An 18299-nucleotide genomic window follows, 5' to 3' on the forward strand; every position below is an offset into this window, starting at 1 on the left:
GTGAGCATCGACTGGCTGGAACCCGAAGCAACCGTGCGAGGCTCGGTGGTCGTCATCACCGGTCGCGGTGAGCACGCCGGGGTGTACGGCCGATTCGCGCGCAGGATCGCCGTCGACGGGTACCGGGTCACCGTGGCCGAGGGCGGCAGTGGTGCGGCGCTCGCAGCGATCGACGCCGCGCAGGCCTCGTTGCCGGTGGTCGTCGTCGGTTCGGACACCGGCGCCTCGGAAGCGCTGACGGTGGCGGCGGCGCGGCCGGTGGTCACCGGGGTGGTGGCTGCCGGACTACTCACCGACACCGCAGTTGCGCCGGGGGATGACTGGGACGGCGAACTGGAGATCCGGTCTGCCTGTCCGGTCCACCGGGGTGTCCTCGACTCGGACGCCGTGGACAGGGGCGCACTGGCGATCCCGGCAACAGCGGTGACGGCAGAAGTGCTCGCCGCCAACACCGTTCCGACCTTGGTCGTGCACGGCTCGGCTGACGTCGTCAGCGCCGCTGACCAGGTACGCCGACTGGCGCAAGAGCTCCCCGAGGGCCGGATCGTGATCGTCAACGACGGGCGCCACGACATTCTCAACGACGTTTCGCATCGCTCGGTGGCCGCTGAGATCGTGCAGTTCCTCGAACGACTGAGGTTGCCGGGCGCACCCGACATCATCACCCGCATCCCAGCCGGCGTGCTCACGGGATGACGACGAAGACCCCGGTGTCACCCGAGGCCGACACCATCGCCCCAGAGTGGCTCGGCGAGAGGATCGTTGGTCGCGCCAACCTCGCCGACGCGGTCGCCGAGCTGATCAGATCCGGGGAGATCGCGGTGGGGGACCGGCTGCCGACCGTGCGTTCGCTGGCCAAGTCCACGGAGTTGACCGTGGGTGCCATCGTCCACGCGTGGGGGCAACTGCAGGATCAAGGGTTTGTCCAGACCCGGAGGCGCGGCGGAACGGTGGTGCTTCCGCCTCGAGACAGTGTGCCCGAGAGGGGAATCGCGGACTGGCGTGGTGTCGACCTCGCGCAGAATGCGCCCGACCTCGCATTGCAGCCATCGCTGGCGGACGCACTGTTGTCGAGTCTGGGCGCCGAGACCCTGAATGTTTTCGGCCGGGAGTTGATGACCAAGCGATTGCAGCAGGCGGTCGAGCGCAGTTGGCCGTTCGAGCCGCAGGCCTGGGCGACCGCCGGCGGTGGTACCGAGGCCTTGCTGCTCGCCGTCGAGGCCGCGGCCCCGCCCGGGTCCACGATCGCAGTCGACGAACCGCTGGGTCCCGGTGTGCTGGATACGATTCGGGATCTCGGTCTTCATGCGATAGGCGTGGGTGCCGACGCGGACGGGCCGTGCCCTGACGACCTCGAGGCGGCGTTGGCCGCAGGTGCGGTTGCTTTTGTGTTCCAGCCCGGTGCCCCGTTTGCCGTCGACCATGTGGTCACCGCGCAGCGAACTGCGCACCTTGCACGCGTTCTCGCAGCTCATCCTGGCGTCTGGATCATCGAGGACGATTCGATCGGGCCGCTCGAGTCGGCTGATCTTCCCTCGATGGGCAGTGCGTTGCCCGATCGCGTCGTACGGATTCGCAGCTACTGCAAGGCCTATGGCATCGACGTCCGCACGTCGGTGCTGGGCGGATCCCGTGAGTTGATCGAGACGGCGATGCGGTTGCGGAGCCACGGTGTCGGATCGAACAGCCGAATACTGCAGGACACCCTCGCGTACCTGATCAAGAGCGAGGACGCCGAGCGCGCAGTCCGGCTGGCCCAGGAGCGCTACGCCGCCCGTCGCACCGCACTGATCGAGGCTCTCGTGGTCCGAGACATCGATGCACGCGCGGGCGCCAACGGTCTCGTGGTGTGGGTCACAGTCTCCGACGAGACCGCTGCACTCGTGGCTCTTGCCCGGCAGGGGATCTCGGTAGGCGCCGGTTCGCGTTCGTTTGTCGAGCCGCGTGGACGCAACCTGTTACGTATCTCGGCGACCCAATTGCCCGACGACACAGAGGGAATCGGTCAACTGGCCGATCTGGTTGCGGTCGCGGTGGTCGAGTCGGCACGAGAGTTCTTCGACTGACCAACTATGTTCTGTGGCCTTCGCGCAACAAACGAATATGTTTCGAACCGCAGAGAATCTAACCCTCTTCGAGCCCGTATTTGTTCCATACACTTCCACGCAATACGGGCAAACAAACTCCCGACGCGTTCACAAAGGAGCACTTCCATGACCACCAAGCGGCAACTCAAGCTGGGGGCGGTTCTCACCCCGACCGGTGGCCCGGGTCATCCCTACACGTGGCTCGACCCGGAACTGCCCGGTGACGCAAGTGTCGACATCGACTGGTACATCAAGTACGCGCGCATCGCCGAGGAGGCCAAGTTCGACCTGGTCTTCATCGTGGACAGCCAGTTCATCACCCCGGACTCACCGCCCCACTACCTCAATCGGCTCGAGCCGTTGACCCTGCTCTCGGCGCTGGCCGTGGCCACCGAGAACATCGGTCTCGTCGGCACGCTGACCACCTCGTTCAACCAGCCGTTCAACGTGGCCCGGCGTTTCGCGTCCCTCGACCTCATCAGCCGTGGCCGCGCGGGCTGGAACGTGGTCACCAGCGGTGATTCGGGAACTGCCGGCAACTACAGTCTCGACGAGCACTACGACTACGCCACCCGGTACGGCAAAGCCAGCGAGCACGTCGAGGTCGTGAAGGCACTCTGGGATTCGTACGAGGACGATGCCTTCCCGCGGAACAAGGAAACAAAAGAGTTCCTCGACCCGAGCAAGCTGCACACCCTGAACCATCGCGGTGAGTACTTCTCCGTCGTGGGGCCACTCAACATCGAGCGGTCACAGCAGGGCCAACCGGTGATCTTCCAGGCGGGTGATTCCGAGCAGGGTCGCGATCTCGGAGCGCAGATCGCCGACGGAATCTTCACGCATGCACCGAGTTTCGAGGCAGGTGCCGCGTTCTACGCTGACATCAAGGGCCGGGCTGCCGCGCTCGGTCGGAATCCCGACGACATCGTGATCCTGCCCGGTGTCGCGGTGACCGTCGGTGACACCGACGAGGATGCTCGTGAGATCGAACGTGCGACCCAGCTGGCGGACAACAACTTCGACAAGTCGCTCAACGAGTTCGGTCGCCCGTTCGGCTGGCACGACTTCCGGCAGTACGATCTGGATGCCCCGTTCCCCGTCGAGGCTCTCAAGTCTGCCGAGAACAGCTTCTATACCCAGGCCAAGAAGATCACCGAGCTCGCCGTCGAGCGGGGATTGACGTTGCGCCAGACGGTCGAGGCCCTCAGCTCACCCAGACTGTCGCCCTTCACCGGGAGCGCCGAAACCGTCGCCGACGAACTGCAGCGGTGGCTCGACGGCCGCGCACTCGACGGCATCAACATCCACATCGGCCATCCCGCGCAGTTCCGCCGGTTCGTCGACGAGGTGCTGCCCATCCTGCGCGAACGCGGTGTGGTCCGAAAGGACTACGAGGGAACCACGTTGCGCGACAATCTCGGACTGCCCTTCATCGAGAACCGCCACACCAAGGCGCAGCGCGACGGGGTGGCGCTCGCGCCGCTTCCCGGTGCCCTCGCCCCCAGCATCTGAACACACACCCCAACCATTTCCTTTTCAGGAGTTCTCAGTGAGCAAGAAGAGTCGGCGTTCCGCCGGCATCGTAGTACTCGGATTGATCGTCGCGCTGATCGCGACCGCCTGTGGCGGCGGTAGCAGCAGCAGTTCCGGCGCATCCGAGGTCAAGTGGGCATTCAGCCTGCCCACGTCGTGGGATCCGGTGACGAGCCGAACCGGCAACGACATCAACACCATCAGCCTGGCGTACGCCTCGCTCACCCGCCTCGACGAGAACGGCAATGTCGAACCGTCGCTGGCCGAGAGCTGGGAGTACAACGCCGACGGCACCGCTGTCACCTTCAAGCTGCGTGACGGACTGACCTTCACCGACGGCACCCCGCTGGACGCCGAGGCGGTCAAGGCCTTCTTCGAACGCGGTAAGACGCAGGAGGATTCGTTCCTCAAGGATCAGTTGGACGATGTCGTCGGCGCGACGGTCATCAGTCCCACCGAGGTGACGCTGAACCTGTCCCGTCCCGACTACCAGATCCCGTATCTCGTCGCCGGACGCACCGGTGCCATCTCGAGCCCCGCTGCCGCGGCCGACACCCAGAAGTTGAGCGTGTGGCCCGTGGGCGCCGGACCGTTCAAGATCACCGACTTCGTCGCGGAGGATCACGCGTACTTCGTGAAGAACCCGGACTACTGGGACGCCGAGAACATCAACATCGAGAACTTCCAGCTCAGTGTTGCTCCCGACCCGGCCACGCTGGTCGCCGGTGTGCAATCCGGTTCGATCGACTTCGCGACTCTGCCTGCACTGCAGGCGAAAGAAGCCGAAGCGGCCGGCCTGGACGTCACGGTCAAACCGTCGCTCGCCGCGAACAACGTGTCCATCAACTTGAACAAGGCACCGTTCGACAACCCGAAGGTGGTCGAGGCGTTCCGGCACGCCTTCGACCGGCAGGCTTTCGTCGACGTCATCACCGGCGGCCTGGGCAGCACGACGAGCCAGCCGTTCCCCGAGGGCTACCTCGCTTTCAATCCAGAGATCGAGAGCCAGTGGAGCTATGACCCCGAGAAGGCGAAGAGCCTGCTGCAGGAGGCCGGGTACGGACCCGGTGAGCTGACGATCGCCATCACCGCGCAGTCGATCGCGACAAACCGCGCGGAACTGGCTCAGGCACAGCTGAAGAAGATCGGCGTGGAGTCCACGATCGACGTGGTCCCGCCCGGCTCGTCCACCTGGCAGAGCGAGGTCTACATCGCGAAGAACCCGCAGCTGGCCACCGACGGCACCATCGGCCGTGAGTCGCCGGTGCAGAACCTGCTCGCCACGTACGGCGCCGAGGGCATCATGAACCTCAGCGGTCCGCACGCCTCTCCGGAGTTCGTGGCCGCACTCGACCTGGTGCGTGCGACCCCGCTCGAGGATCCGCAGTACAAGCCGCGGCTGTGGGCAGCTGTCAAGGCAGGCGTCGACCAGTCGCCGAGCAACTACCTGTTCAGCAACCCGTGGATCATCGTCTCGAATCCGAAGCTGAAGGACCTCAACATCCTTCCGTCCCAGGTGCGTTGGGAAGGCGTCACGGTCTCATGACGGTCTCCACGGTCAAAACGGGGCGCTCCGCGGCCACACCCGCCCGCACCGAGGGGGTTTCGACCCTCCCGGTGTGGCCGGCGCGGCTGTGTGCGACGCTGCGGGTGGTGGTCGGCACCGTTTTGATCGTGGTCCCGGTCTTTCTCTTCTCAACCCTCATCACCTTTCTCCTCGGCGCCACCAGCGGACTGAACCCCGCCGCCGGTATCGCCGGTGACTCCGCCACCCCGGAGACCATCGCGAGGATCAACGCCGAGTTCGGGCTGGACAAGCCGATCTGGCAGCAGTACCTCGACTGGATGGGCTCCATGCTCACCGGTGACCTGGGTGTGTCGTGGTTCAGCAAGATCCCGGTCAGCGAGCTGATCGGGCAGCGGCTGGCCGTGAGCGCGTCCATCGCCGGCCTGGCCCTGGTCATCGGGCTCGTGTTCGGAATCGGACTCGGCTTGCTGGCCGCGGTGTACCGGGGCAGCATCTTCGACCGCGCGGTCACTGCTTACACCTCGGTGGTCTCGACGCTGCCGCCGTTTGTCATCTCCATCGGCCTGATCCTGGTCTTCAGCGTCTGGCTCGGCTGGCTCCCTTCCGCCGGATACGTTCCGCTGGAGGAGGATCCGGGACGCTGGCTCATGTTGATCATCATGCCCGCGGTCGCGCTGAGCATGGATGTCATCGCCGACATCGCCCGGCAGCTCCGGACCGGCCTCGTCGCAGAGCTCGAGCAGGACTATGTCGTCGGAGCCGTGGTGCGCGGCATCAGTCCCAGGCGCATCCTGTTCGTCCACGCCCTGCGTAACGGCGCCGGCCCGGCCCTGGCGATCCTCGGTATGAAGATCCCGACCCTCATCGGCGGTGCGGTCGTCATGGAGACCATGTTCTCGATGCCCGGATTCGGCCGGCTGGCAGCCGATTCCGCGCTGCGCGGTGACGTGCCGATCGTGCAGGGAGCCCTGGTCGTGGCGATCGTGTTCGTCCTCGTGTGCAACCTGGTCGTCAACGTGGTGCTCGGCACCCTGCAGCCCGCAGCGAAACGAAGGGAGTGAGCGGATGTTCACAGCAATCCTGCGGTATCGGTCCGCGCAGCTCGCACTGGCAGTTCTCGGCATAGTCGTACTACTGGCCATCTTCGGGCCCTGGCTGGCGCCGTTCGACCCACTCGAGCAAGACAGCACCGCCATCCTCTCCGGCCCCAGCGCACAGCACTGGCTCGGCACCGACAATGTGGGCCGCGACGTCTTCAGCCGACTGCTCGCCGGCTCCACGGTCTCGGTGCTCTCGGCGTTGCAGTCCGTGCTCGTCGGGTTCCTCCTCGGCGTCATACCCGGATTCCTCTCGGTCTATTTGGGCCGCGGGGTCGAGTGGTTCACGTTGCGACTCATGGACGCTCTGATCACGCTGCCGTTCCTGGTGTTCGCGGTGGCGATGACAGCCCTGCTCGGCAACGGGCTGACCCAGGCGATGTTCGCCGTCGGCATCCTGATCGCGCCCGCGTTCTATCGCGTCACCCGTGCAGCGGCCTTGACTGTCGCCAACTCGCAGTACGTCGAGGCCGCCGCATTGATGGGAGCCACCACGCGGTGGATCGTGCTGCGCCACGCGGTCCGCAAAGTGGCTCCCGCGGTGGGGGTCACGTTCGCCACCATGACCGGCGCCAGCCTGGTGATCGTGTCGTCGCTGACCTTCCTCGGCATCGGTGTCGTCCCGCCTGATCCCACGTGGGGCGGGCTGCTGGCCGGTGGACTGCAGTTCCTGTACCAGGCGCCCTGGTCACCGGTCGTCCCCGCGCTGCTGATCGTTGCGACCGTCTGGGCGCTCAACGCCATCGCCGACGCCGTGCGCGATGCGTCCAGCACCTCGCGCCGCAGGCCGAGCCCTGACAAGCAGGACCAGAACAGACAGGAGAAGATCGCCGATGTCGTCTGACACCTTGGATCTCACCAAGAGCGCTGCCGTCACCCGCAGGGAGCCGGTGCTGACGGTGTCGGATCTGCACATCTCGCTGACCGACGGCACCGAGTTCGTCCGAGGCGTCGACTTCGTCCTCAACCGCGGCGGCGCACTCGGCATCGTCGGTGAATCCGGCAGCGGTAAGTCGTTGACGTGCCGGGCAACGCTGGGGATCCTCGCCGCAGGCGTGGAGGTGACGAAGGGATCGATCGAGTTCGACGGCATCGAACTGACAGCGCTCGGCGCCAAGGAATGGCGACCGCTGCGAGGGACCCGGATCTCTGCGGTCTTCCAGGACCCGGCGGCCTACCTGAACCCGTCCATCCGGGTGGGCGAGCAGCTCGCAGAAGCACTGCGGTCGACCGTCGGACTCTCACGCAAAGAAGCCAAGGTCCGTGCTGTGGAGTTATTCGCGAAAATGGGCCTGCGAGAGCCGGCCTCGGTCTACCGGCAGTATCCCTATGAACTCTCTGGCGGCATGCTGCAGCGCGTGGTCATCGCCATCGCGGTGTCTGCGGAGCCCGAGTTGCTCATCGCCGACGAGGCGACCACGGCGCTCGATGTCACCGTGCAGGCCGCCGTGCTCGACCTCATCGATGATCTGCGTATCGAGCTCGGTCTGGCGTTGGTCCTGGTCTCGCATGATCTGGCGGTGGTCGCGCAGGTGTGTGACGACGTCATCGTCATGCGCGACGGTGTGGTTGTCGAGGCGGGTCCGGCCGAGCGCTTGCTGAGAGAACCTCGCCACGACTACACCCGGCAGCTCGTGGACAACCACCGCGACTATGGCCTCGAAACAATTCTGGAGAAGGAGATCGCCGGTGTCTGATCACACGCCACTGCTGCGGCTGACCGACGTCCGGGTCGAGCGGGGCAGCAGGGCCGCGCGCAAGCAGATCCTGCACGGTGTCGACTTGCACATCAACGCCGGTGAGAAGCTGGGCCTCATCGGCGAAAGCGGTTCGGGCAAGACCACGTTGGCTCGTACGGTCCTCGGGTTGATTCCGCCGACCACCGGAACCATCGAGCTGAGTGGCAAACGCATCGACGGGCTCGGGAAGTCGGAGTTACGCAAGCACCGGCTGTCCGGCGCCGTGCAGTATGTCTTCCAGGACCCACTGCTCAGTCTCGACCCGGAGATCGAGGTCGGGGTCTCCATCGGAGAGGGCCTGGCGGTCCGGGGCGGCTATGACCGGGCCGAGATCAGCCGGCGGGTCGACGATGTACTCGACAGTGTCGACCTCGACCGGAGCATCGCGAGTCGCTTACCCGCGGAACTGTCGGGAGGACAACGCCAACGGGTGGCGATCGCGCGGGCAATCATCCTTGATCCGTCGTTGTTGCTGCTCGATGAACCCGTCAGCGCGCTGGACTCGGTCCACCGCATCCAGATCCTCAAACTCCTCGACGAGCTGGGTCGCGCGCGAAACCTCGCACAGCTCTTCATCTCGCACGATCTGGGTGCGGTCGCAGCACTGGTCGACCGGATCGCTGTCATGTACCAGGGCGAGATCGTCGAGGTCGGTGAGACCGCGCGGGTCATCAAAGACCCGCAGCACCCGTACACCGCGCTGCTGATCGGCTCGGCACCAACCATGTCCGGTGGAACGGCGAGCCGGGAACGCCGTCGCGAACTCCGTCGCGCCCTGGCGGAAGCGACCGCCGCATGACCGACCGACACCTCGTACTCGGCGCCGTGCTGATCGGTGTCGGTGATGCGAACGGGGCAGGTTTGTGGCGTCATCCCGACGTCCCCACCACTGCGAGCATCGACATCGACTGGTACATCAAGCAGGCGCGGGAGGCCGAGGAGGCGAGGTTCGACTTCGTGTTCGTGGTCGACAGTCAGTACATCGACGCAGGTTTTCCGCCGCACCACCTGAATCGGCTCGAACCGCTGACCCTGCTGTCCGCGGTGGCGGTCTCCACCGAACGTATCGGCGTGGTGGCCACCGTCAGCACCACCTACAGCGAGCCGTGGGACATCGCCCGCAGGGTTGCCTCCCTCGATCTGATCAGTCGCGGACGGGCGGCGTGGAACATCGTCACCAGTCAGGATCCGGGGACCGCAGGCAATTTCAGCCGCAGCGAGCACGGCGACTACGCGACGCGATACCGGCGCGCGAGCGAGAGCGTCGATGTGGTGACCGGCTTGTGGAATTCCTACGAGGACGACGCGTTCTCCACCGACAAGTCCGCGGAGCGTTTCCTCGATCCCGCGAAACAGCATCGCCTCGACCATGTCGGTGAGTTCTTCTCGGTGACAGGGCCTTTGAATGTTCAGCGCTCGCCCCAGGGACAGCCCGTACTCATCCAGGCGGGTACCTCCGACGACGGTCGCAACCTCAGCGCAGAGGTGGCCGAGATCGTGTTCAGCTTCGAACCGACGGTTGAGGCTGCCGCACAGCTCAAAGCCGACATCCTGAAGCGGTCCGAGAAGTACAACCGCGATCCCGACGATCTGCTGTTCGTGCCGGGGCTCAGTGTGTTCATCCGGGACACCGACGAGGAGGCTCAGCAGGCTCTCGACGCTGCCCACGACACCTATCCGACCGATCGTCTCCTGTCGCAGATCAAACGGATCTTTGGTGACCGCAGCTTCGCAGACTTCGATCTGGATGAGCCGTTCCCCGACATCGACCCGACCACTCCCGAATCTTTGTCCGGTGCTGTAGCTCTCGCCGCACGTGCCCGGGAGAACGGGTGGACGCTGCGCCAGACGTTGCGCAGCATGATCGACCATTGGGCATGGTTCGTCGGATCGCCGGTCACCGTCGCCGACGAGATCGAGCGCTGGTATCGCAGTGGTGCCGTGGACGGATTCAACCTGTTCGTGCAGGACCCGTCGGACTGGTACCGCTTTCGCACCGAAGTGGTGCCGATCCTCGTCGAACGTGGTGTCGCCCGCGCCGACTACTCATCCGACACTCTGCGTGGACACCTGGGACTGGACGTCCCCGCCAACCGGTACGCCGTGGCTCGCACCTCCAGCCCCTGACCTAACTGCCGCCGACCGTGCCCTAACTCCCGCCGATCGTGCCCTGACTCCCGCCGACCGTGCCAGAAACTGCTGTCACGCTGCACCTATGGCCCACTCGATGTCGACAAGGGCACGATCGGCACGCTCGGCGAGGGGTTAGTGAGGTGACCTTCGGGTCCGTATTCGAGGCGGGTGACGCACTCCGCTGTGCTGTACAGAATCGTGAGCAGGGTGTCGCGGTGCGGTGGTAGTACGCGGATCGTCAGAGTCCCGCTGTTGGCGCCGTCGAGGGCATCGCGGACATTGTCCAGCAGGCGATCTCGCACTGACGCGGGCTTCCCGACGAGCCCACCATCATCGAGCATCACCACTTCGACTCCGCGGGAACGGGTTGCATCGATGGCGTCCCCGATCGCAGGTGTGGCCAGCGCGGGTGCCCGCAATGTGTCGCGGAGGTGGGCTTCGAGAAGTCTGGCTGTGAGCCGGTCATCTGCGGTGAGAGGATCGCCTCCGGCTAGACGCTCCAGAAGTGGCCGAGCGACGTCGTCGAGCTGCGCCAACCTGCGGTCACGCTCTTCGAGCACGGCCTTGTCTGCAGCTTCAGCGGCGACCCGAAGCGTGGCCTGCTCACGAAGTTCGAAGACCCGGCGGGAGGCAGGCCGGATCTTCCACGCGAAGAACGTTGCCATGAGCAGCGGCGCCAGCTTGACCACCGACAGCTGCAGACCTTCCACGTAACCGATTCCCATTTGCTGCCCCCACAGCATGTGGGATCCCAGGATGGCGATCATTCCGATCCATGCCCACCCTGCCCGGCCCCGCACGCACATATAGATATAGATGGCGAGTGCCGCCCACGACGGCCATAGCTGCAGGCCCGAGATCGGCGGGTCTACCTGGTACAGAACGAGGTTCATCGCCACCACACCGGCGGCGGTCAGAGCGACGGTGATCGGAATCGGTAGCGGGTCTCCCCTCACCGTGATGAGCGCTACTGCCGCCAGGCTCATGATGAGCCACGCGGTGAGCTCGTACCAGATGCTTCCAGGTGGGCTGGTGTTCACGGCGATCAGCGCGTAGGTGGCGACGAATGCTCCGACGAGCAGCCTGGCCGCGCTGGTTCTGAACCCGAGTACCTCGTCAATGTCGGGTGTTGTCTTGTCGATCACGGGATCGGCCATTCGAGGTGCACGCGTGTCCCCGATCCCGGGCTGCTCTGTACATCTGCGAAGCCGTCGGTCAGGCGCCGCATGCGGCCAACGATGCTGACCGCGATGCCGAGACGATTCGGAGCGACGGCTTTCGGGTCGAAACCATCACCGTTGTCGACCACGTCGACAGTCAGCAGGGCACCGGAAAGCTCCACCGTCACGGTCCGACAGGCATTGCTACCCGCGTGTAAGCGACTGTTTCGCAGGGCCTCCGACAGGGCAGATCCGACCGCGCGCACGCCGTCCGCAGGAAGTTTCTCGAGTGCGCTGCCTTCGACGTGATGTACGTCGAAGGTGGCACGGTCGTCTGCGTCAGCGGCCGCAGACCGCAGGTGTGTAATCGCTTCGTCGGTGGAGAACATCGGGTGTAGCGGTGGAGGAGAATGCAGCGCGTCGAGTTCGGCCAGCGTCGATTGGGCGAGCGGGCCGACGACGGTCGTTGGCTGGTCACGGCTCGCGGCAAGAAGCGATGCCAACACGTTGTCGTGGACCAAGGCATCAAAGCGTTCGCTCTCCACCCTGCGCGCGTGCTGCGCCGATGCGCTCCCCGCAGCTTGATGCGACATCGCGGTGGTGGAATCTAGTAGTCGTCCAGTACGTATCGCCATTGCGGCTCCGCCTACGAACAGGGTGCAGAACATGGTCGCGAAGGCGATGTCGGTGAGCAACATCCCGAACGAGGAGCCGCCGCGGGCAGCGGCCGTGATCGCCATGACACTGGTGCAGCTCACGACCATGTAAAGGAAAGCTGCCCAGATCGGCCAGGCGATGATCGCTGCCAGGCTCGCCAGCCCAGGAAAGGATGCCAGCCAGAACGCGTCGCCCGCAGCGAGATCGGGGCCTTCCCAGGCATAGGGCCATACGGCTGCGGCGAGCAAGAATGCCAGCGCTGCGGTCGCTGCCCCTGCCCTCATGAGTCGGACATCGGACCGGAAGGACAAAACACCGGGAAGTACGCCGAGGCCGAACACCGCGATCACGGTGGGCGGGGTCCACCAGGGGGCCATCCGGGCCGATTCGCTGGCGATCGACGGCATCAGCAGTGCGAGATAAGCGACGTAACCAACGCTTACCAGACGGGCCACCAGACGCAGTATTCGATCGACATTGTCCCCGCTGGCAGGCACCACAGGTGGGATGACCCGCCGAGATAGCGGGATGCTCATCGACTGGGGTGTTCGGGCATCGGGAGGAGTCCGTCTTCGACGGCACGCTGATACAACTCCACCTTCGAACCGGCGGGGCGGCCGGCCTGGGCGTATTTGATCCGGATCCGGGCGAGATAGTCGTTGACCGTGTTCGGCGACAAACCGGTCATCCGGGCCACCCGATCGGCTTGTTCACCTGATGCATACAGAGCCAGAACGTCTCGCTGGCGCGGACTGAGTTCGACGTCTGCGAGCCCGGGGTCGCCGTCAATCGCTGCGGCCCACTCGGTGGTCACCACCTGGCGTCCTTCGGCGGCCGCGGAGATGGCTGCGATCACGACGTCCGTCGGCTCCGACTTCCGCACGACGCCCAGCACACCGGCTTTGGCGGCTTGGCGGACCAGGTACGGGTTCTCGGCTCCGGTGAAGACCAACGCCTCGAGACCAGCAGCACGCAATTGCTCGACGTTGGCGGAAGGGGAGGACCCATCCGACAGTCTCAGGTCGAGCAGGACGAGATCGAGGTCAAGACCTTGGTCGAGCAGATCGGTGACTGTTCCCGCGGTCGCTACGACCTCGAGATGAGGATGGTCGGCCATCATCGCCCGGAGGCCCAGCACCACTGATGAGTGGTCTTCGATGACACCGACTCTCCTCATGGAACTCATGCACCGCCCTTTCGTCGTGCGTTGATCATCCAGCATCGCAGGACAGCGTGTGTGTCTGACGCCACGCCCGCAGGCGGCGACCACGCTGTAAGACATCGCACGAACGGCCACGGCAGCGGCCGTGCTCAAAGCGTGTCGATTGAACTCTCAGCGACATCGCCACTCGGATGCACATCGGCGAAACCCGGCGCGGCATTACAGAGGGCTACGAATACAGCCCGGTCTTGAAACCGTCGATGACCTTTCGCATCGCTTTACGGTCGCGGATGCGCATCAATTCTTCATGTAAGGGCGTTGACTTCAGTACCACCACCGAGACGTTTACCGTCCTGTCAGGAGCCGGCGGCGAAACGACGGTACGTACCGACCAGCCGAGAATACGGCCGACCCGGCGCCCGGCCGACCGAACTTCCTGAACGCGAGCGGTGTCGGCTGCCTCGCAGCGGGCAAGATACTGGCCACTTACTCGCAACGATGCCTCGATAGACGACAGCAGCGATTGCGCACGACTTTCGGGAATTGCTTTCACCTACGCGCTCCTCATGGCGAACGACCTATGAACTCGCGTCCCCCGACGACAGTTCCCTACCGTCAATCGTGCCAAAATACTTCCGGATGAGGTGTAGCTCGAATAGGTGAATCACGGCGGATCAGCTCCCCATCGACACGGAATTCGAGGCGACTGAGTGTGTCGGGCGTCCGGTGGACGATAGTGAGCACCGCCTGGCGTCGTGGCGGGAGGACGCGAATCGTCACCGTGCCGGAATCGGCGGCGGCGAGAGTGTCGAGGACACGGTCCAGTAGTTGGTCTCGTAGGTCGGCGGGAACGTCGTCGAGTCCGTGGTCGTCGAGCATCACCACTTCCACTCCGCGCGACCGTGCTCGGTTGGCCGCGCGGCTGATTGCAGGTGTCGTCAGTGTTGGCGCTCGAAGTGTGTCGCGTAGGTGCGCTTCGAGTAGTCCTGCTGCTGTGCGGTCGTCGTCGGTCAGGGAGCCGTAGCCCGCCATGCGCTCTAGCAGTGGCCGGGTGAGTTCGTCGAGCTGGGTGAGTCTGTGGTCGCGCTCGTCGAGAACGGCCGCGTCGGCCGCTTCGGCCTCGGCACGGACAGTGGTTTGTCTGCGTAGCGCGAAAATGTTCTGGGCAGCGGGGCGGATCGTCCACCCGAAGAAGGTCGCGGTCACGAGCGGTGCGAAGTTTATTACCGACAGTTGCAGCCCTGTCACGTATCCCATGCCGGTCCGCTGTGCCCACAGCACGTAGCTCGCGAGAACCGCGAGCATGCCTATCCATGCCCAGGTCGTCCGGCCGCGCACGCACATGTAGGTATAGATGGCGGTGACCGCCGACAGCGGCCACAGCTGCAGTCCCGAGACCGGCGGGTGGACCGCCAAGAGAATCACGTTCATGGCAACGACACCGGACGCGGTCAGAGCGACAGTAAACAGCATCGGTAGTGGGTCGCCTCGGACCACGATGAGCGCGATAGCGGCCACGCTGACGATGAACCACGCGGTGAGTTCGTACCAAAGGCTCCCGGGTGGGCCGCCTGTCGTGGCGATCAGTGCGTATGTGCCGACGAAGGCAGCGACGAGTATCCGTGCGGCTGTCGTTCGGAGGCCGAGCATTTCGCGGACGTCTGACGCGTTGGCATTGTTCAAGTAAGCGTCCACTCGAGGTGGATTCGTGTGCCGATACCAGGTTTGCTCTCTACAGAGGCTGAGCCACCCGGCAATCCTCGCATGCGGCCGACGATACTGACGGTGATACCCAGTCGGTGCGGTGCGATGGAGGTGGGATCGAACCCGATCCCATCGTCTGTCACCTCAATGCTCAGGGCATGCTCGGAAACGTGCACCGTCACGGCGCGCACGGCGTCGGAGCCGGCGTGTAAAACGCTGTTGCGCAGTGCTTCCGCAACTGCAGATCCCATGGTTCGTACGCCGTCTGCCGGCAGCGTCTGCGGACCGGTCATGCCGTTCGGCAGGATGTCGAATGTCGCCTGGTCATCGGCGTGGGCCGCCGCAGCCCGGAGGTGCGCGATCGCTTCTCTGACGGCGAAGAGTTCATCAGGCCCACCGTGGGTGTTGAGCGGGTCGAGACCGGCGAGCGCGGCCCGGGCCAGCGGGCCGACAAGGTACTGGGGCTGGCCACGAGCGGCCGCGAGCAAGGCCGACAGAACGCTGTCGTGGATCAATGCGTCGATTCGTTCGCGTTCGACCGTTCGCGCGCGCTGTGCCGCGGCTGATGCGGCGGCCCGGTGGGACGATTCAGTGGTGGAATCGAGTAGCTTTCCGGTGCGAATCGCCATCGCCGCTCCTCCGACGAAAAGTGTGCAGAACATTATCGCGAAAGCGATTTCGGTGGGGAGCATCGCTACGGACGATCCGCCGCGAGCGACAGTGGTGATCGCCATCACGCCGACGCAGCCCGAGATGAGGTGAACGAGGGTCAGCCAGACCGGCCACCCGATGATCGCGGTCAAGCTTGCCAGTCCAGGGAAAGCGGCAAGCCAGAACGCGTCACCTGCGGCAAGGTCTGGACCGTTCCAGGCGAGCGGCCAGGTGGCAATCGACAGCAGAAAAGCCAGGGCAGCGGCCCCTGCGCAAAGGCGCATCGGCCGAGTATCAGACCTGAATGACAACACTCCGGGCAGGAAACCGAGGCCGAAAACGGTGACCACCGTCAGCGGTGTCCACCAGGGGTCCAGGCGCGCCGATTTAACGATGATAGGTGGCAACAGGAAGACGAGGTAAGCAACGTATCCGACACTGACGAGCCGAGCGAGCATGCGCAGGATCCGGTCGAGGTTCTCGGTGATGCCTGGTGAGTCGGTCGTTCTGGCCCAAGGACGCGTCGACACGGGAATTCGGGCAGATGGAAGGGCGTCGTGCAGCGTCTCCGGTGCCGGATCGACGGATGAACGGTCGTCGACCACGGAGACTTTTCTCGTCGCGCTCATGATCCCTTTCCTGCCTGACCCTGCAGCGATCATGCCTTATCGCGATCACCTCGGCCGGGCCTTATCAGCGGAGCTCATGACTGCAGACAGTGCGGTCGATTTCAGGATGTGGGCCACGGTCTGCATCGCTACGAACCAATAGTGCTGTGCGGCAGTACGTCCCAACAGAAAATGTCTGGAAAACACTTGGCACTCGGACGGCTGGAGTGCTAAAAATGTAGTGCACAGTGATTGGTAGCCCGCCAACCGGTGGCGGGCAGCGAGTGACGTAGGAGGTGGGTTGCTGTGCTTCGTTTTGATCCTTTCGGTGATGTGGATGCGTTGACCCGCGGGTTGCTGCAATCGGCGGGATCGTCTCGAACTCCTCGGTTCATGCCGATGGACCTGTGCAAACTCGACGGTCACTATCTGCTGACCGCTGATCTACCCGGCGTCGATCCGGGATCGGTGGACGTCAGCGTGGACAACGGGGTGCTGACTCTCGCGGCGCAGCGCACTGCCCGCTCGGAAGACGGCGTCCAGTGGCTGACCAACGAACGGCCCTTCGGAAGTTATCGTCGGCAGCTGTCTCTCGGCGACGGAATCGACGCGGCAGGCATCACTGCGCGCTACGACAACGGTGTTCTGTCGGTCACGATCCCGATCGCGGAGAAGGCCAAGCCGCGTCGCGTCGAGATCGAACATTCTGACCGTCAGCAGTCCATCGAGGCTGCTGCCGGCTGATCCGGTCTGAGTCCGAAAGTGGCCCGGTGACCGGGCCCGTCCATGTGGTGTCGCCCAGCGCTTGTCCTGGGCGGCACCACTTTTCGATGCTGACCAGGAATACCGAGCGTCACGTCGTCGTTGTCTGACGCGAACAAGTGACTCGACGTCAGAAAGGAGACAACAATGCCCTACCTTCCCTCGACACTGTCGTGGACGTCATCGGTTGCCGTTGGTGATGCCCGGCCCCGTGACGACGAGCCGAGCCCCGGGTTGTGGGGATGGCTGACCTGCTTGACAGTGCTCGGCGCGTTCGCCGCGGCGTTGGTCTTCGGCGTGCCGCAGTGATGCAGATGGCGCTGGTAGACATGACTTCTGAGCTGAATCGACCGGCGTCCCCGCAGTGGTGGGAGCGAGTTCGACGCGTCGTCGCGGCTGACAGATTGCTGGGGTTGCCAGGTCTGGCCAGCTGCTCCACTTCCAGGAATCTGCTCCACTTCCAGAAAGCTGGAAGTGGAGCAGATTTCTACAAGTGGAGCAGATTGCGGGCGGTGCACTCCCGGGTCAGCTACTCCCGAAGCTACCGGGACCCAGGCAGACCGAGCCTCCGCACGGTGCTGGTGGGCCTTGGGTGCTGGAGGCGGCAATCGCGGTGAGATTTCCGAGGTTGTCGGCGACAACGGTTGTCGTGCCGCCAGTTCGCGGGACCGAGACGACCTTCGAGCCGTAGTGCTCAGCGATGTACAAGGTGTTGCCGACCGCGGTGAGCCCTGTCGCACTGAACAGGCCGTCGACGACCAGAGTGGGTTGTCCGCCACCGACCGGTAGTGAGACCACGCGATCGGTGAGGGACACGTAAATCACGTTGCCAGACAATGCAACTCCAGTTGTTCCGCCATTGAACTCGGCGAGCACTGTGGGCTGGCCGCCGCTGGTCGGAACCGACACAACCCGCTGCGCGCCCGACTCGCCGATGTACAGCGTTTCGCCCGACACCGCGATCGGCCCGGGAGCGTCGAGACCCTCGGCAACGACGCGAGGGGTGCCGCCGGTGGTCGGGATGGCAAGGATCCGGCCTGCGTTGGATTCGACGACGAAGAGCGTCCCACCGGATTCGGCCACGCCGATCGGCAGGTCGAGACCATCGGCAACGGTGGTGAGCTGACCGCCTGCAGCTGGAATCGAAAGGACACTGCCCCGAGGGTCGGTGGTGAAGAGAGTGCCGTCGACGAAAGTCATGTCGTTGGTGAGTGTGCCCTCGGCGAGCGTGGTCACTGCTCCACCGGTATGCGGCAACGAAAACACTCGATTGGGTTCGAGGCCCGCCAGATACAGCGTCACTGTGGGTGCGGCGACAGCCGTGGGTGTGGAGCCCAGGGCCCCGACAGCGAGTATCGCTGCGGTAGCGATTGCACTCCACGTGCGCCATCTGCGCAATGGCCTCGTCCCAGTGCCGGTCTCGCTTGTCGCGCTCATCGCGGGCCACCTCATCGTCTGATCAGCAAGAACTCTCCGAC

General features: G+C 64.6%; 18 protein-coding genes. 11 read left to right on the forward strand and 7 right to left on the reverse strand.

Features of this window, described 5'->3' with window-relative positions; all coding sequences use genetic code 11:
* From BH683_RS10595 to BH683_RS10635, 9 genes are all read left to right on the forward strand, one after another.
* Entirely contained in the window at positions 1–696 is a 696-nt protein-coding gene (locus BH683_RS10595) for an alpha/beta hydrolase (protein WP_084836229.1), read from the forward strand.
* On the forward strand, positions 693–2066 hold the full coding sequence (locus tag BH683_RS10600; protein ID WP_084836230.1) for a PLP-dependent aminotransferase family protein: 1374 nt from the start codon (positions 693–695) through the stop codon (positions 2064–2066). The genes BH683_RS10595 and BH683_RS10600 overlap by 4 nt, the downstream gene beginning before the upstream one ends.
* A gap of 147 nt (positions 2067–2213) precedes the next feature.
* Positions 2214–3599, forward strand: coding sequence for an LLM class flavin-dependent oxidoreductase (locus tag BH683_RS10605; RefSeq protein ID WP_084836231.1), 1386 nt, complete (start codon positions 2214–2216; stop codon positions 3597–3599).
* 37 nt (positions 3600–3636) lie between these two features.
* On the forward strand, positions 3637–5166 hold the full coding sequence (locus BH683_RS10610; protein WP_084836232.1) for an ABC transporter substrate-binding protein: 1530 nt from the start codon (positions 3637–3639) through the stop codon (positions 5164–5166).
* Positions 5163–6209 (forward strand): ABC transporter permease, encoded by a 1047-nt coding sequence (locus BH683_RS10615; protein ID WP_084836233.1) that lies wholly within the window; start codon positions 5163–5165, stop codon positions 6207–6209. Before BH683_RS10610 ends, BH683_RS10615 begins: the two co-directional genes overlap by 4 nt.
* A gap of 4 nt (positions 6210–6213) precedes the next feature.
* Complete coding sequence (locus BH683_RS10620; protein ID WP_084836234.1) at positions 6214–7089, forward strand: ABC transporter permease; 876 nt, start codon at positions 6214–6216, stop codon at positions 7087–7089.
* The gene (locus tag BH683_RS10625; RefSeq protein ID WP_084836235.1) at positions 7079–7942 is read left to right on the forward strand and encodes an ABC transporter ATP-binding protein; all 864 of its coding nucleotides are present in this window, start codon (positions 7079–7081) and stop codon (positions 7940–7942) included. The genes BH683_RS10620 and BH683_RS10625 overlap by 11 nt, the downstream gene beginning before the upstream one ends.
* Positions 7935–8783 (forward strand): ABC transporter ATP-binding protein, encoded by an 849-nt coding sequence (locus BH683_RS10630; RefSeq protein WP_246833302.1) that lies wholly within the window; start codon positions 7935–7937, stop codon positions 8781–8783. The genes BH683_RS10625 and BH683_RS10630 overlap by 8 nt, the downstream gene beginning before the upstream one ends.
* The gene (locus BH683_RS10635; protein WP_084836237.1) at positions 8780–10111 is read left to right on the forward strand and encodes an NtaA/DmoA family FMN-dependent monooxygenase; all 1332 of its coding nucleotides are present in this window, start codon (positions 8780–8782) and stop codon (positions 10109–10111) included. Before BH683_RS10630 ends, BH683_RS10635 begins: the two co-directional genes overlap by 4 nt.
* 86 nt (positions 10112–10197) lie before the next feature.
* Here the strand turns inward: BH683_RS10635 and BH683_RS10640 are convergent, their stop codons facing one another.
* From BH683_RS10640 to BH683_RS10660, 6 genes are all read right to left on the reverse strand, one after another.
* Positions 10198–11274, reverse strand: coding sequence for a hypothetical protein (locus BH683_RS10640; protein WP_084836238.1), 1077 nt, complete (start codon positions 11272–11274; stop codon positions 10198–10200).
* Positions 11259–12470 (reverse strand): ATP-binding protein, encoded by a 1212-nt coding sequence (locus BH683_RS10645; RefSeq protein WP_084836239.1) that lies wholly within the window; start codon positions 12468–12470, stop codon positions 11259–11261. The genes BH683_RS10640 and BH683_RS10645 overlap by 16 nt, the downstream gene beginning before the upstream one ends.
* Positions 12467–13111: a LuxR C-terminal-related transcriptional regulator gene (locus BH683_RS10650; RefSeq protein ID WP_084836240.1), complete on the reverse strand. Its 645-nt coding sequence runs from the start codon at positions 13109–13111 to the stop codon at positions 12467–12469. The genes BH683_RS10645 and BH683_RS10650 overlap by 4 nt, the downstream gene beginning before the upstream one ends.
* A 214-nt stretch (positions 13112–13325) precedes the next feature.
* On the reverse strand, positions 13326–13649 hold the full coding sequence (locus tag BH683_RS28390) for a hypothetical protein (RefSeq protein WP_143696034.1): 324 nt from the start codon (positions 13647–13649) through the stop codon (positions 13326–13328).
* A gap of 62 nt (positions 13650–13711) precedes the next feature.
* The gene (locus tag BH683_RS10655) at positions 13712–14791 is read right to left on the reverse strand and encodes a hypothetical protein (protein WP_246833303.1); all 1080 of its coding nucleotides are present in this window, start codon (positions 14789–14791) and stop codon (positions 13712–13714) included.
* Entirely contained in the window at positions 14776–16080 is a 1305-nt protein-coding gene (locus tag BH683_RS10660; RefSeq protein WP_246833304.1) for an ATP-binding protein, read from the reverse strand. The genes BH683_RS10655 and BH683_RS10660 overlap by 16 nt, the downstream gene beginning before the upstream one ends.
* Before the next feature lie 285 nt (positions 16081–16365).
* Between BH683_RS10660 and BH683_RS10665 the strand changes: the two genes are divergently transcribed.
* On the forward strand, positions 16366–16803 hold the full coding sequence (locus BH683_RS10665; protein WP_084836241.1) for an Hsp20/alpha crystallin family protein: 438 nt from the start codon (positions 16366–16368) through the stop codon (positions 16801–16803).
* A 165-nt stretch (positions 16804–16968) separates the two neighbouring features.
* Entirely contained in the window at positions 16969–17130 is a 162-nt protein-coding gene (locus tag BH683_RS28650) for a hypothetical protein (RefSeq protein WP_168187015.1), read from the forward strand.
* 216 nt (positions 17131–17346) lie between these two features.
* On the opposite strand, the gene BH683_RS10670 is transcribed toward BH683_RS28650, so the two are convergent.
* On the reverse strand, positions 17347–18258 hold the full coding sequence (locus tag BH683_RS10670) for a hypothetical protein (protein ID WP_143696035.1): 912 nt from the start codon (positions 18256–18258) through the stop codon (positions 17347–17349).
* Positions 18259–18299: the final 41 nt, after the last annotated feature.

It is taken from the genome of Williamsia sp. 1138, assembly GCF_002095435.2.
In the GTDB taxonomy this organism is placed as follows: Bacteria; Actinomycetota; Actinomycetes; order Mycobacteriales; family Mycobacteriaceae; genus Williamsia.